Consider the following 15,304-nt stretch of genomic DNA (forward strand, 5'->3'; position numbering starts at 1 on the left):
GACGGCCTGGTGCCAGGTGCCCGGGGCGGCGCTCGTCCGGGACCGCCGCCGGAGCGCCGGAGTGCCGACCGGGCGCGGCGTGCGGGCGAGCGCGAGGACGCTGACCGCGCGGCCGGGCGACGGGCCGCGCGCGGGAGGTTCCGCGGTCGGCTTCGTACGGCCTGGTGGCGCACCCGGTCGCCGTGCGCAGCGCCGGCGTGCGGGGTCTTTCGGTCCGCGCCAGAGCCACCGCCTACGGCTCCCTCGCCGTCTCAGTCTCCGTCTCCCTCTCCACCTCCAGTTCCGCGAGCATCTCGGCGCGCAGGCGCAGGGTCGACACCAGGCGCTGGAAGGCCTCGGACCAGTAGCCGCCCGCACCGGGCGAGGCGTCCTCCGCCTCGTTCGGGAGGGCGGTCAAGGAATCGAGCTGGGGTGCCGCGGCCGGTGAGAGGCAGCGCTCGGCCAGGCCCATCACTCCGCTGAAGCTCCACGGATAGCTGCCCGCCTCCCGGGCGATGTCCAGGGCGTCGACCACCGCTCCGCCCAGCGGCTCAGCCCAGGGCACCTCGCAGACGCCGAGGAGCTGGAAGGCCTCGGACAGGCCGTGGGCCGCGATGAAGGAGGCGACCCAGCGGGCCCGCTCCTCCTCCGGGAGGGTCGAGAGCAGCTGGGCGCGTTCGGCGAGGGACGAGGTGCCCGGACCCGTCGCGGGCGGGGCCGACGGAGGGCCGAGCAGGGCCCTCGACCAGGCCGCGTCCCGCTGTCGCACGGCGGCCCGGCACCACGCGGCGTGCAGCTCGTTCCGCCAGTCGTCGGTGACGGGCAGGGCGACGATCTCCTCGGGAAGGCGTCCGCCGAACCGGGCGGGCCAGCAGGCCAGGGGCGCCGCCTCCACCAGCTGGCCCAGCCACCAGGACCGCTCGCCCCGGCCCGTGGGCGGGGTGGGCGCCAGGCCGTCCCGCCGCATGCCGTCGTCGCACTCGTGCGGTGCCTCGACGACGATCGTCTCGGCCCCTTCCGTACGGTCCAGGCTGACGCAGGAGGCGGCGCGCCGAGCCATGCGGCCCGCGAGCGCCGATTCCGGGAGCGCCGAGAGGAGTTCGGCGGCGGTGGAGCGGACGTTGCGGCTGCGGTCGGACAGGGCGGCCTCCAAGAACTCCTCGTCGGCGCCCGACAGCCCGGCCCGGAGCGAGTCCAGGAACATCAGCCGGTCCTCGGCCCGTTCCGCCTGCCATGTGGAGGCCAGCAGGGAGAGGGCGGCGGCCGGGTTCTCGGCCCGGAGGGCTCCGAGCAGGGCGACACGCTCCGCGAACAGGCCCTCCGACCACAGCTTCGCCACCTCCCGCGGATTCCGGGCGCCGGGGAGCGCGGCGCTGCCGGAGGTGCCGCGCAGGGCGAACTTCCACTCCGGATTGAGCCGGGCGAGCCACAGCCCTCGCGGGCCGGCCAGCGCGAGCGCCTGAGGGCGCAGGTCGGTCCGGGCGCGGGCGGCGTCGAGAAGGGCGGGCAGCGAGGACGCGGGTGCCGCGAAACCGCGTTCGTTGGCGGCGGCGAGCCACTGGGGGAGCAGCTCGGCGAGGTCGGGCGCGGCCCCACGGCGTCCGCCGGACGGCGCGGGGGCCGCACGGTCCGCGAGCAGCCGGGCGAGACGATGGCGGGCCGCTTCGGGCAGCGGGCGACGGGGGTCTTCGGGCGCGGGCGCGGGAGCCGGTGCTGCGGGCCCGGGGCGCAGTCCGGCCCTGCGCCGCACCGTGTGCACGGCCGCGGCGTCGAGCAGGGCGACCGGAGCGTCGCCGTCCGCCGCCGCCGTCCTCCCCGTCCGCGCGGTGGCGGACGATGCGGGCGGCCGCCGGTCGGTGCCGAGCAGCGCCGAGGTGACGAGCTCTTCCCAGGCGTCCATCGGAGTCCTCCAGGCTGTCGTCGGAGTCGGAGTCGGAGTCGGAGCTAGGGGCTTTAGTCGGTGTCGGTGTCGGTGCGGGTGCGGGTGCGGGTGCGGGTGTCGGTTCGCGTCGTGCCAGGCCAGGCCGGGGCCGGGCGCCCGAGGCCGGCGGGTCCGCCGGGTGGGGGAGTGCGCGAGTCGGGCCGGACGCGTGAGCCGGGCGGGGTGCGTGGGCCGTCAGTGGAGCGGGACCGTCTCGCCGGGGGACTCCGCCGACCAGGCGGCGAGCGGGGTGAACCCCCGGTGCCCGCACTCGCCGAAGACACGCACCGGCCGACCGCCGGACAAGGCCGCGAGGCGCCAGAGCCCGGGGCGGGCGAGTGCGGCGGCGCTCACCGGCACCGCCTCCCCGGCGCCGCCGGCGCCGCCTCGGTCGGCAAGCTGCCAGCCGTACTCCGTGGGTATCGGCACGACGTCGGTCAGGGTCACCGGCCAGGAGTCGAGCCAGGGGTCCTCACGCAGGGCGAGGCCGTACGCCGTGAGGGCGTCGGCGACCGTGCCGCCCGGCGGCGGGGCGTCGAGCGGGGCGGGAGCGGCGAACTGCTCGACCCATTCGGCCCGCACGGCGCCCGCACCCTCGTGCGGCGCGAGGGCGGCGTCGAGGACGGAGCCCACGGGGAGGGAGAGCTGGGGTGCCCGTCCCGCCGCGCCGAAGGAGAGCAGGAGCGCCGTGTGCCCGCTCTGCCGGCCGTGGAGCCAGATCCGGCGAGTCGTCAGTTTGCCGTCGGAGGTGTCGCTCTGCGCGAGGACCAGCCAGTGATCACGCGTCGACGGGCCCCGTGGAGGTGTCGTGAGGCCGACCCGGGTGCGGACGGTCGCCGCGAGCGCACCGGGGAGCCGGTCCACGCCGAGCCAGGCCCTGTCGAGGAGATGGGTGAGCGCGCACTCCTCCAGGAGCCGCACCGGCCAGCCGGGCCCTGAGCCCGGTATGGCGCCCAACTCCCGCACACGGCCCGCGAGTCCCGGCGCCTGGGCGTCGATCATGCGCGCCGCCGTCTCCTCCCACAGGGCGTACCCGGACCGCTCCGCCGTCGCCAGGCCGCCGCGCAGCAGATCGGCCAGCCGCTGCTCCAACTCCTCGGCTCCGGCGGTGATCCGCGCCGCGCGCCGTTCGGCGCGGCGGCGCGCGGCCTCGGGGTCGGCGGGCGCGGCCGGGGCCGCCGCCCGGCCGGCCTCCTGGCGCTCGCGCCGGTTCCGGAGCCACGGGGCTGCCCAGTCGGGGGCTTCGGCGGCGTCGGCCGTGCCGTCCGAGGCCCAGAGCAGCAGCAGGCCCAGTGCGTGCTTGCAGGGGAACTTCCGGCTGGGGCAGGTGCAGGTGTACGCCGGCCCTCTCGTGTCGACCACCGTGCGGTACGGAGTGCTGCCGCTGCCCCGGCACAGCCCCCACACCGCGCCCTCGCCGCTGCCCGTGCCGGACCACGGACCCGCCGTGCCCAGCTTGTTCCCCGCTCTGCGCGAGGCGTCGTCAGGAGCCAGAGCCAGCACCTGATCCGCCGTCCAGCGCACCCCCTGTGTGTCCATGCCCCTGACGTTAGGGGCCGCCACTGACAATGGCCCCGGCCTGCGGTTTCGCCGCTCCGAGCCGACCGGGACGCCGCTTGACTTTGCCTTCTCTTTACGATTCCCTGCGGGGGAGGAGGCCGGAGAACCGGCCTCACCGCCCCGCGTCACCGCGGGAGTTCAGGGGGGACGCCGACATGAAGCGCACCATCCGTACCGCCGTCTCGGCGCTCGCCGTCACCGGCCTCGCCTTCGGCCTCGGCGCCTGCTCGGTGGCGGCCGACCAGGTCGACAAGGCCGTGAACGAGTCGTACGAAGTCACCTACGAGGTCACCGGCACGGGCATCGAGTCGATCGAGTACCACGCGGGCGGCGGCACGGCCATCGAGCCGACGATCGAGTCGGAGAAGAAGCCGGCCATGCCGTGGAAGAAGACGGTGACGCTGAAGGGCATCATGCCGCCCGCCGTGATGCCGGTCGCCCTCGATCCGGCCGATCTCACCTGCAAGGTCGTGCACGAGGGCAAGGTCATCAAGGAGGCCAAGGGCCAGGCGGCGCTGACCGGCGGCTGCATCGCGGTCTCCCCGGTCGCCGGCTGACTCCGCCCGGAATCACCGGACTTACCGCTCCGAGCTGCCGCGACGGCGGATTGTCAGTGGCATGGTGCACGGTGGATCCCACATCAGGTCGAACGATCTGGAGGGGGATCCATGACCGTGCCCGAAACCGTCACGAGCGCCGTGCCGGACTCCGGCGCCGAAGTCCTGCGGCCGCACGCCGAGCACGCCTTCGCCGACGAACTCAAGGCGCTCGCCGCCGCCGACGACCGTCCGAGGCCCGTCCGCTGGCGGCTCTCGCCCTGGGCCGTCGCCACCTATCTCCTCGGCGGCACGCTCCCCGACGGGACGGTGATCACGCCCAAGTACGTAGGGCCGCGCCGGATCGTCGAGGTCGCCGTCACCACACTCGCCACCGACCGCGCCCTGCTCCTGCTCGGCGTGCCGGGAACCGCCAAGACCTGGGTGTCCGAGCACCTCGCCGCCGCCGTCAGCGGGGACTCCACCCTCCTCGTCCAGGGCACGGCGGGCACGCCCGAGGAGGCGATCCGCTACGGCTGGAACTACGCCCGGCTGCTCGCCCACGGACCGAGCCGGGACGCGCTCGTGCCCAGCCCCGTCATGCGCGCGATGTCCGAAGGGCTGACCGCCCGCGTCGAGGAGCTCACCCGCATCCCCGCCGACGTGCAGGACACGCTCATCACGATCCTGTCCGAGAAGACCCTGCCCATCCCGGAGTTGGGGCAGGAGACACAGGCCGTCCGCGGCTTCAACCTGATCGCCACCGCCAACGACCGCGACCGGGGCGTCAACGACCTCTCCAGCGCGCTGCGCCGCCGCTTCAACACGGTCGTGCTGCCGCTGCCCGCCACCCCGGACGCCGAGGTCGACATCGTCTCGCGCCGCGTCGACCAGATCGGACGCTCCCTCGACCTGCCCGCCGTCCCCGAGGGCGTCGAGGAGATCCGCCGGGTCGTGACCGTCTTCCGCGAGCTGCGCGACGGAGTCACCACCGACGGCCGGACGAAGCTCAAGTCCCCCTCGGGGACCCTGTCGACGGCCGAGGCGATCTCCGTCGTCACCGGAGGTCTCGCCCTGGCCGCCCACTTCGGCGACGGAGTCCTGCGCCCCGGCGACATCGCCGCCGGCATCCTCGGCGCCGTCGTCCGCGACCCCGCGGCGGACCGCGTCATCTGGCAGGAGTACCTGGAGACGGTCGTGCGGGAGCGTGACGGCTGGAAGGACTTCTACCGCGCCTGCCGCGAGGTGAGCGCGTGACGGCCCCCGCGACGGCCCCGGCACGCGCCCGGCGGGGGACGGGGAGCGCGGGACGCCCGGAAGGCGCCGGAGGGCGGGGGCCGCTCGTTCTCGGGGTGCGGCATCACGGGCCCGGCTCCGCGCGGGCGGTGCGCGCCGTGCTCGACGCGGAGCGGCCCGCCGCCGTCCTGGTCGAGGGACCGCCCGAGGCGGACGCGCTGCTCGCGCTGGCCGCCGACGCGTCCATGCGCCCGCCCGTCGCCCTGCTCGCCCACGCCGTGGACGATCCCGGCCGCGCCGCGTTCTGGCCGCTGGCGGAGTTCTCGCCCGAGTGGGTGGCGATCCGCTGGGCGCTGTCCCACGGCGCGGCCGTCCGGTTCATCGACCTGCCCGCCGCCCACACCCTGGCCGCCGACCCCACCTGGGGCGACGGCGAGGGGGACGGCGACGAGGCCGACCAGCAGGTGCGGATCGACCCGATCGCCGAACTCGCCGAGGCCGCCGGATACGACGACCCCGAGCGCTGGTGGGAGGACGTGGTCGAACACCGCACCGCCGCCCCCGTCCACCCCGCCGCCCCCGTCCACCCCGCCGCTCTCGTCCGCCCTGCGGACCCCGCCGCTCTCGCCCGCCCCGCCGCCCCCGCCGACCGCGCTCCCGACGACCCGATGGCCCCGTTCGCCGCGCTCGCCGAGGCGATGGGGGCGCTGCGGGAGGCGTACGGACACGGAGGCCACCCCCGTGACCACGTGCGCGAGGCGTACATGCGGCTGCGGTTGCGGGACGCCCGCAAGGAGTACGGCGACGACGTCGCCGTCGTCTGCGGCGCCTGGCACGTCCCCGCGCTCACCCGGAAGACCACCGCCACCGCCGACCGCGCCCTGCTCAAGGGCCTGCCCAAGGTCAGGACCGAGACGACCTGGGTGCCCTGGACCCACCGCCGGCTCGCCCGCCGCTCCGGATACGGCGCGGGCATCGACTCGCCCGGCTGGTACGCCCACCTCTTCACGGCCCCCGACCGGCCGGTCGAGCGCTGGCTGACCAAGGTCGCGGGTCTGCTCAGGGACGAGGACCGGTTCGTCTCCTCCGCCCACGTCATCGAGGCCGTACGGCTCGCGCAGACCCTCGCGGCGATGCGCGGCCGGCCCCTTGCGGGGCTCGGCGAGACCACCGACGCCGTGCGGGCCGTGATGTGCGACGGCTCCGACGTCCCCCTCGACCTGATCCGCGACCGCCTCGTCGTCGGTGACGTCCTCGGCGAGGTCCCGGCCGACGCTCCCGCCGTACCGCTCCAGCGGGACCTCGCCCGGCTCCAGCGCGGCCTGCGGCTGAAACCCGAGGCGCTGGAGCGGGAGCTGGAGCTGGACCTGCGCAAGGAGAACGACGCCGCCCGCAGCCGGCTGCTGCACCGGCTCACGCTGCTCGGCGTCCGCTGGGGCGAACGGGTCGCCGGCCGCGGCAGCACCGGCACCTTCCGGGAGAGCTGGCGGTTGCGCTGGCAGCCCGAACTCCACGTCCAGGTCGCCGAGGCGGGCGTCTGGGGCACCACCGTCGCCGCCGCCGCCACGGCCAAGGCCGAGAGCCGCGCCCTGGAGGCCACCGCCCTCGCCGACGTCACCGCCCTCGCCGAGCGTTGCCTGCTGGCCGGCCTCGGCGAGGCCCTCCCCACGGTCATGGCGGCGCTCGCCGACCGGGCGGCCCTCGACACCGACGTCGGCCACCTCGCCCAGGCCCTGCCCGCCCTCGCCCGCTCGCTGAGATACGGAGACGTGCGCGCCACGGACACCGCCGCGCTCGGCGAGGTCGCGGCCGGGCTCGCCGAGCGGATCCGCGTCGGAATGCCCCCCGCCTGCACCGGCCTCGGCCCCGACGCCGCCGCCGAGATGCGCGGCCACCTCGACGCGGTCCACAGCGCCCTCCCCCTGCTCCCGGACCACGCCGAGCTGACCGACCGCTGGACCGGGATGCTGCGCGGACTCGCCGGCCGCGACACCGTGCCCGGCGCGATCCGCGGCAGAGCCGCCCGGCTGCTCCTCGACGAGGGCCGGCTCGACGACGACGAGGCCGCGCGGCTCATGGGCCTCGCCCTCTCGCCCGGCATCCCGCCCGCCGACGCGGCCGCCTGGATCGAGGGCTTCGTCGGCGGCGCCTCCGGCGGAGGCATGCTCCTCGTCCACGACCGGCGCCTCCTCGCCCTGGTCGACACCTGGCTCACCGGCGTCACGGCGGACGCCTTCACCGACGTCCTGCCCCTGCTGCGCCGCACCTTCTCCGCCTACGAACCGGGCGTGCGGCGCACGCTCGGCGAGCTGGTCGCACGCGGGCCGTCCACCGCCTCGAACCGCCAGGACACCGGCATCCCCGGCTTCGCCACCGGGCTCGACGAGGAGCGGGCCGACGGCGTGCTCCCCGTCCTGGGGCTGCTGCTCGGCGCGGAGGCCGGCCCGCCCCGATCCGAACCCGTCACGACCGCTGTGGAGGCGAGCCGATGAACGCGACCGGACACGACGAGCGGCTGCGCCGCTGGCGCATGGTCCTGGGCGGCGGCGAGGCCGACGGCACCGGCCACGCCCCGGCCGGCACGGACGCGGCGATGGACGGTGCCCTGACAGCGCTCTACGGCCAGGGCCCGCGCCCCTCCGGCGGACGGGACCGCAGCGCCGGTCTCGGCGGTTCCGCCCCCTCCGTGGCCCGCTGGCTCGGCGACATCCGTACGTACTTCCCCAGCTCCGTCGTGCAGGTCATGCAGCGCGACGCCATCGACCGCCTCGGCCTGGCCACCCTCCTCATGGAGCCCGAGATGCTGGAGGCCGTCGAGGCCGACGTCCATCTCGTCGGCACCCTGCTCTCCCTCCACAAGGCCATGCCCGAGACCACCAAGGAGACCGCGCGAGCGGTCGTCCGCAAGGTCGTCGAGGACGTGGAGAAGCGCCTCGCCACCCGCACCCGCGCCACCCTCACCGGCGCCCTCGACCGTTCGGCCCGCATCAGCAGGCCCCGGCACCGGGACATCGACTGGGACCGCACCATCCGCGCCAACCTCAAGAACTACCTGCCGGAGCACCGCACGGTCGTCCCCGAGCGGCTCATCGGCTACGGCCGGGCCGCGCGGACGGTGAAGAAGGACGTCGTGCTCTGCATCGACCAGTCGGGCTCGATGGCGGCGTCCGTCGTGTACGCGTCGGTGTTCGGCGCCGTCCTCGCGTCGATGCGGTCCCTGGCGACCCGGCTCGTCGTCTTCGACACGGCGGTGGTCGACCTGACCGACCGGCTCGACGACCCGGTGGACGTCCTGTTCGGCACCCAGCTCGGCGGCGGCACCGACATCAACCGGGCCCTGGCCTACTGCCAGTCGCGGATCACCCGGCCCGCCGACACCGTCGTCGTCCTCATCAGCGATCTGTACGAAGGGGGCATCCGCGACGAGATGCTCAAGCGGGTCGCGGCGATGAAGGCCGCAGGGGTCCAGTTCGTCGCCCTGCTCGCGCTCTCCGACGAGGGGGCCCCGGCCTATGACCGTGAGCACGCGGCCGCCCTCGCGGCCCTCGGGGCCCCCGCCTTCGCCTGCACCCCGGACCTCTTCCCCGAGGTGATGGCGGCGGCGATCGAGAAGCGCCCCCTGCCCCGACCGGACACGGCGGCCCCGCTGTAGCCCGCTCCGGGGTTCCTCGCCGTGCCCGGTCGGGGCGGCCGAAGCGGCACCCGTCGCCCCGCAGGGCCTCCGCCCGTGCGGATTCCGTCGCCGTACCGAGGGCCCGAGCATGCGGAATCCGTCGCCGCGCCGCCGTTCGGCCGCCCGCCGCGCGCCGCACTGAGGCCCATATCACACCGCTTTCCGCAGGGCCCTCACCCCTCGGGCGGGCGCGCCGTGAGGCGGGGCAAGCCCGGGCCCTGCCTGCCACTTGGGGTCCCTCGGTCTCCGCCCGTACCCCTACGGACCGCCCCGCACCCCCTACGTTCTGTGACCCGTATCACCGCTCCGGTGTGATCTGCGATTTAGGGACCCACGTCCCTCGGGGATAACCTGCGAGACGGACATGCCGCGTCCACGGACACCGTGTACGCCTCCCTTGTGACAGCGCAGTCACGTTGCCCTTCGCGGCACGCCCACGCAGACAACGAACCGCGATCATCAGAAAAGGGACGGACGCGCGTGGACCTGTTCGAGTACCAGGCGAGGGACCTCTTCGCCAAGCACGGTGTACCGGTGCTGGCCGGTGAAGTCATCGACACGCCTGAGGCGGCGCGCGAGGCCACCGAGCGTCTTGGCGGCAAGTCGGTCGTCAAGGCGCAGGTGAAGGTCGGCGGCCGCGGCAAGGCCGGCGGCGTGAAGCTGGCCGCCACCCCGGACGAGGCCGTCGCCCGCGCGACGGACATCCTCGGGATGGACATCAAGGGCCACACGGTCCACAAGGTGATGATCGCGGAGACCGCTCCGGAGATCCTCGAGGAGTACTACGTCTCGTACCTCCTCGACCGCACCAACCGCACCTTCCTGGCCATGGCCTCGGTGCAGGGCGGCATGGACATCGAGGAGGTCGCGGAGAAGACCCCCGAGGCCCTCGCGAAGGTCCCGGTCGACTCCAACACCGGTGTCACCATCGAGAAGGCCCGCGAGATCGTGGCCCTGGCGAAGTTCCCGGCCGAGGTGGCCGAGAAGGTCGCCGAGGTCCTCGTGACCCTGTGGGAGACCTTCGTCGCCGAGGACGCGCTCCTCGTCGAGGTCAACCCGCTGGCCAAGGTCGCCTCCGGCGACATCCTGGCTCTGGACGGCAAGGTGTCTCTCGACGAGAACGCCGACTTCCGTCAGCCCGGGCACGAGGCGCTCGAGGACAAGGCCGCAGCCAACCCGCTCGAGGCTGCCGCCAAGGCCAAGAACCTCAACTACGTCAAGCTCGACGGCGAGGTCGGCATCATCGGCAACGGCGCCGGCCTGGTCATGTCGACCCTGGACGTCGTCGCGTACGCCGGTGAGAACCACGGCGGCGTGAAGCCGGCCAACTTCCTCGACATCGGCGGCGGCGCCTCCGCCGAGGTCATGGCGAACGGCCTGGAGATCATCCTGGGCGACCCGGACGTCAAGTCCGTGTTCGTCAACGTCTTCGGTGGCATCACCGCCTGCGACGAGGTCGCCAACGGCATCGTCCAGGCCCTGGAGCTCCTGAAGAGCAAGGGCGAAGAGGTCACCAAGCCGCTGGTCGTGCGCCTCGACGGCAACAACGCGGAGCTGGGTCGCAAGATCCTGTCGGACGCGAACCACCCGCTCGTGCAGCGCGTGGACACCATGGACGGCGCGGCCGACAAGGCCGCCGAGCTCGCGGCTGCGAAGTAAGGGACGAGGTCAAGCACACCATGGCTATCTTCCTCACCAAGGACAGCAAGGTCATCGTCCAGGGCATGACCGGTGCCACGGGCATGAAGCACACCAAGCTCATGCTGGGTGACGGCACCAACATCGTCGGTGGCGTCAACCCGCGCAAGGCCGGCACGACCGTCGACTTCGACGGCACCGAGGTCCCGGTCTTCGGCTCCGTCGCCGAGGCGATGAAGGAGACCGGCGCCAACGTCTCGGTCCTCTTCGTCCCGCCGGCCTTCGCCAAGGCCGCCGTGGTCGAGGCGATCGACGCCGAGATCCCGCTGGCCGTCGTCATCACCGAGGGCATCGCCGTCCACGACTCCGCCGCCTTCTGGGCGTACGCGCAGTCGAAGGGCAACAAGACCCGGATCATCGGCCCGAACTGCCCGGGGCTCATCACCCCCGGCCAGTCCAACGCCGGCATCATCCCGGGCGACATCACCAAGCCGGGCCGCATCGGCCTGGTCTCGAAGTCCGGCACGCTGACGTACCAGATGATGTACGAGCTGCGTGACATCGGCTTCTCGTCCGCCGTCGGCATCGGTGGCGACCCGGTCATCGGCACGACGCACATCGACGCCCTCGCGGCGTTCGAGGCGGACCCCGACACCGACCTGATCGTCATGATCGGCGAGATCGGCGGCGACGCCGAGGAGCGGGCGGCCGACTTCATCGCCAAGAACGTCACCAAGCCGGTCGTCGGCTACGTCGCGGGCTTCACCGCGCCCGAGGGCAAGACCATGGGCCACGCCGGCGCCATCGTCTCCGGCTCCTCCGGCACGGCCCAGGCGAAGAAGGAGGCCCTCGAGGCCGCCGGCGTCAAGGTCGGCAAGACGCCGACCGAGACCGCCAAGCTGGCGCGCGCCATCCTCGCGGGCTGAACCGTCGCCTGACGCGTTCGCACAGGAGTGGGCCCCGCCCCCTCCCGGGAAACCGGGCGGAGGCGGGGCCCACTCGCGTGCGGGAGCCCGTTCCCGCGGTCGGTCAGTGCGTGTCCGGGATCAGCCGCTCCGGGCCGGAGTGGGGCCGCTCGCGCAGTATCTCCCTCAGCTGCCGGTCCCGGGGGGTGAGTCGCGGCGAGCCGCCGCTGACCGGGACACCGTCGACCCGCTCGCCGGGGGCGTGCGTCGGCATGTAGTGGGTCGGCGCGGTGGCGGCCGTGAACGCCGTCGCCCCGACCAGCACCGTCGTCACGCTCAACGCCGTCCGGGTCCACAGCCGTACGCGCCACTCGCTCCTGCTCCGCACGGTCTTCGCCGACGGAAGCGTCGCCGTCGGCGCCTCCGCGACGAGCGCGCTCAGCCGGCGGTGCAGGGCGTCGGGGTCGGCGAGTTCGGGGATCCGTTGCCCGATGGCCGTACGGGCGTGCAGCAGCCGGTTGGCGGCCGCGGGGGTGCTCGCCTCCGTCTCGGCGGCCGTGTCGGGCAGGTCGAGCCCGAGCCCGTCGTAGAGCAGGACGGTACGGCGGTACGACGGCGGCAGGTCGAGCAGCACCGTGAGCAGCGCCCGCCGTCCCGCCTCCGTGGGCGGGCTGTCGGGGTGCCGGTGCCTGCGGCGCAGCCGGTGCCAGGGAGAGAGGGCGTACTCGTAGGCGACCACCCGCACCCATCCCACCGGGTCGCGGTCGACGGCGACCTCGGGCCAGTGCTGCCAGGCGTGGTGGAAGGCGCGCTCGACCGACTCCCGGGAGAGTCGGCGCCGTCCGGTCAGCAGGTAGGTCTGGTGGGCGAGGCCGGGGGCGGCGTAGGCGTACAGCGCGTCGAAGGCCTCCTCCGGCGTGAGGGAGGAGCGGGGGGCCGCGGACTCCGTCTCGGAGTGTGTGTCCGTCTCGGTGGCGGTGCCGGTGTCGGCGCCGTACGCGGGGACGGACGCGGGAGGGGGAGCCCCGGGGGAGGACGGGGCCTCGCCCGCCGGTTCGGGTCCGGCGGCCGCCGCCGGGGCGTGGCCGGTCACCACCGGTCCGGAAGCCGCCGCCCCCGGTTCGGCGCCGGCGGCCACGGGTGCGACCTGGGCCGCCGGTTCGGGATCGGCCGTCGGTTCGGGATCGGCCACGGGTGCGACGTGGGCCGCCCTCGGCTCGGGATCGGCCGCCGCTTCGGGATCGGCCACGGGTGCGACGTGGGCCGCCCTCGGCTCGGGATCGGCCGGCGCCGGCTTCGGCTCGGACCGCTCAGGCCGTGCCTCGTGCTCAGCGGTCGCCGGGGAGAGGGGCCCGGCGGTCTTCGGAGGCTTGCCCGCGCGCCGCGCCGCCGCCTGGGGCCGGGCGGGCGGGGCGCTCTTCCCACGCGCCTCCGGCTCCGGCGCGGACCCCGCCCGGGAGGGCTCGGGCTCTTCCTCGTACGCGCCGAGGAGCTTCATGTACGCCTCCCGCTTCCGACCCCGGGGCTCGGTCCGTCCCGTCTCCCAGGACCGCACGGTGGCCCGCGTGACGCCCATGGCCTCCGCGAGCTGGTCCTCGCTCAGCGCCAGGGCCTCGCGAAGTCTGCGCCGCTCCTTGGGGGGCGGCAGCGCGAGGGGCGAGGAATCGGCGGTCCCCCGACTCGTCGGACTCATCGGTGTCGACCTCCCGCAGAGCTTCTGTGGGCGGAAAAGTACATAAACGTATATTGAGCGACACAACGGCTGTTTGCCTGTTACGTCGTAAAAGCGCGTGTCGTTGGCAGCATGGGCTCGTGACCCACGTGACCGAGCACCCTCCCGCGCCGCCGACCGAGCCGCTGCTCCTTCAGCGGGGCCGTTCCACCGTGCTGGCCGCCGCCTTCGTACGGGGCGGTACGGCCGCGGTGCTCGGACTCGGCGGCCTGGCGGTCCTGGTCACGGCGGCCTGGATCGGCTCGCCGTACCCGGACAGCGGTCCGGGCGGAGCGCTGCACACGGCCGCGGGTCTCTGGCTGCTGGCGCACGGCGCCGACCTGGTGCGCACCGAGACGCTCTCGGGGGTGCCGGCGCCCCTGGGCCTCTCGCCCCTGCTGCTCATGATCCTCCCGGGATGGCTGGCGCATCGCGCGGCCCGGGACACGCTGGAGCCGGACGAAGGCCGTCCGAAACCGTCCACCGGCGGGGCGGTGACCGCTGTCTGCTCGGGATACCTCCTGGTCGCGGCGTGTGTCGCGGCCTACGCGGCGAGCGGCCCGCTGCCGGCCGACCCGGTCGCGACCGCGCTGTGGCTGCCCGCCGTGGTGGCCTCGGCGGCCGGCCTCGGGGTCTGGACGGCGATCGGGCGGCCTCTGCCCCGGGGGGAGCAGGCGGCCGTCGCCCTGCGGTCGGCCGGGCTCGCGGCGGTGACCCTGCTCGGGGGCGGCGCGGTGCTGGCCGGTGTCGCGCTGGGCCGGCACGGCGCCGAGGCGCAGGCGTCCTTCGCGGGGCTGGCGGGGGAGTGGTCGGGCCGGTCAGGTCTCCTGCTCCTCACCGTCGCGCTGGCCCCGAACGCCGCCGTCTGGGCCGCCGCCTACGCTCTGGGGCCCGGATTCGCGCTCGGTACGGGCGCCGTGGCGACCCCGCTCGGGTTCACCGGGGACGCGGCCGTGCCGGCCTTTCCCCTGCTCGCCGCACTGCCCGCCGAGGGTCCCGGTGGCTGGCAGCACCGCGCCGTGGCGGCCGTCCCCCTGGTGGCGGCGCTCGCGCTGGGGTGGTGCGCGGGGCGGTCCGCGCGGCTGTGGACGGTCCGGGAGACGGTGCTGACGGCGCTGGCCGCCGCCGGGGCGTGCGGGGTGGCGATGGCGCTGCTCGCGGCGGCCGCCGGCGGCCCGCTGGGGTCCGGCCGGCTGTCGGCGTTCGGTCCGGTGTGGTGGCAGACGGGGGCCGCGGCGGTGCTGTGGAGCGCGGCGCCGGGCCTGCCGACGGCGTTGGCGGTACGGGCCTGGGCGCGGCGCGGCCTGAAGCCGACGCCCGTCCCCGTGCCCCTGCCCGTCGCGGCGCCGGTGCCCGGCCCGTCCGCGACCGGCGCGGTACCGGGCGTCCTGGACGCCGACGCGCTCGGCGACCCGCTCGCCGGGCCGGCGGAGAGCGAGGACGACTGCGGCCTCGACGCGTACGACTTCCTCACGGCGGCCTGGGAACCGGCCCCGGCCCTGCCGCCGACAGCGCCCCTGCCGCAGCCCGTGCCCCCGCTGCCGCCCTTCCCGCCACCGGCGCCTCCCGTGCCACCGGCCTCGCGGCCGGCGCCCGCCGAGCCGTTCGGCCCTGCCGCACCCGCCGTGCCCCCGCCGCCCGCCCCACCCCGCCCCGCCGAGCACACGGAGCCGTGACGCACCCGCCGCCCGCCCCGCCCCGCCGAGCACACGGAGCCGTGACGCACCCGCCCCGCCCCGACGGGCCGTCAGCACCCGGCTGTCGTGCCCCGCCTCGCCGGCCGAGTACGCGGGGCCGTGACACCTCCCGCCGCGCCCGCCGTCCCCACGGAGCCGTGACGCACCCCGCCCCGCCCCGACGAGCCGTCAGCACCGGCCGTCCTGCCCCGCCCCGCCCGGCCGACACGCACCGAGCCTCTCCCCGACGGGTGGTCGGGGAGAGGCTCGGTGTCGCGGTACGGAAGTCCCGCGAGGGCTACTCGCGCACGCCGAAGACGTCGCGCAGCGGTTCCGGCAGCAGGTCGTTGCAGGCCAGCTGGCCCGACTTGGTCAGGGCGTCGTCGGCGCAGGTGTAGAAGTCGCGGTAGACGAGCTGGAGGGTGAAGCCGCCCGCGACGATCAGCAGGGACAGCACCCCCGCGACCAG

General features: G+C 75.2%; 10 protein-coding genes. 7 read left to right on the top strand and 3 right to left on the bottom strand.

What is annotated here, in order from left to right:
- Window positions 1-232 precede the first annotated feature (232 nt).
- Both AB0K65_RS21025 and AB0K65_RS21030 read right to left on the bottom strand, forming a co-directional pair.
- Window positions 233-1,879 carry a DUF5691 domain-containing protein gene (locus tag AB0K65_RS21025; RefSeq protein ID WP_365718625.1) on the bottom strand — a complete coding sequence of 549 codons (1,647 nt, stop codon included), beginning with the start codon at window positions 1,877-1,879 and terminating at the stop codon, window positions 233-235.
- A gap of 216 nt (window positions 1,880-2,095) precedes the next feature.
- Window positions 2,096-3,439 carry an SWIM zinc finger family protein gene (locus AB0K65_RS21030; protein ID WP_365718627.1) on the bottom strand — a complete coding sequence of 448 codons (1,344 nt, stop codon included), beginning with the start codon at window positions 3,437-3,439 and terminating at the stop codon, window positions 2,096-2,098.
- A gap of 176 nt (window positions 3,440-3,615) precedes the next feature.
- On the opposite strand from AB0K65_RS21030, the gene AB0K65_RS21035 reads away from it, so the two are divergent.
- From AB0K65_RS21035 to sucD, 6 genes are all read left to right on the top strand, one after another.
- Window positions 3,616-4,017, top strand: a complete 402-nt coding sequence (locus tag AB0K65_RS21035) for a hypothetical protein (RefSeq protein ID WP_365718629.1) — start codon at window positions 3,616-3,618, stop codon at window positions 4,015-4,017.
- 111 nt (window positions 4,018-4,128) lie between these two features.
- Window positions 4,129-5,253: an AAA family ATPase gene (locus AB0K65_RS21040; protein WP_365718631.1), complete on the top strand. Its 1,125-nt coding sequence runs from the start codon at window positions 4,129-4,131 to the stop codon at window positions 5,251-5,253.
- A gap of 95 nt (window positions 5,254-5,348) precedes the next feature.
- On the top strand, window positions 5,349-7,724 hold the full coding sequence (locus AB0K65_RS21045; protein ID WP_365718633.1) for a DUF5682 family protein: 2,376 nt from the start codon (window positions 5,349-5,351) through the stop codon (window positions 7,722-7,724).
- Window positions 7,721-8,884, top strand: coding sequence for a VWA domain-containing protein (locus tag AB0K65_RS21050; RefSeq protein ID WP_365718635.1), 1,164 nt, complete (start codon window positions 7,721-7,723; stop codon window positions 8,882-8,884). The genes AB0K65_RS21045 and AB0K65_RS21050 overlap by 4 nt, the downstream gene beginning before the upstream one ends.
- Window positions 8,885-9,385: 501 nt before the next feature.
- Window positions 9,386-10,564 (top strand): ADP-forming succinate--CoA ligase subunit beta, encoded by a 1,179-nt coding sequence (sucC, locus tag AB0K65_RS21055; protein WP_365718637.1) that lies wholly within the window; start codon window positions 9,386-9,388, stop codon window positions 10,562-10,564.
- 20 nt (window positions 10,565-10,584) lie between these two features.
- A complete protein-coding gene (gene sucD / locus AB0K65_RS21060; protein ID WP_365718639.1) occupies window positions 10,585-11,469 on the top strand; it encodes a succinate--CoA ligase subunit alpha in 885 nt (294 codons plus the stop codon).
- Window positions 11,470-11,572: 103 nt separating this feature from the next.
- On the opposite strand, the gene AB0K65_RS21065 is transcribed toward sucD, so the two are convergent.
- Complete coding sequence (locus AB0K65_RS21065; RefSeq protein ID WP_365718641.1) at window positions 11,573-13,141, bottom strand: helix-turn-helix domain-containing protein; 1,569 nt, start codon at window positions 13,139-13,141, stop codon at window positions 11,573-11,575.
- A gap of 119 nt (window positions 13,142-13,260) precedes the next feature.
- On the opposite strand from AB0K65_RS21065, the gene AB0K65_RS21070 reads away from it, so the two are divergent.
- On the top strand, window positions 13,261-14,835 hold the full coding sequence (locus AB0K65_RS21070) for a DUF6350 family protein (protein ID WP_365718643.1): 1,575 nt from the start codon (window positions 13,261-13,263) through the stop codon (window positions 14,833-14,835).
- Window positions 14,836-15,304: the final 469 nt, after the last annotated feature.

This window comes from Streptomyces sp. NPDC053755 (assembly GCF_040677675.1).
Lineage (GTDB): Bacteria > Actinomycetota > Actinomycetes > Streptomycetales > Streptomycetaceae > Streptomyces.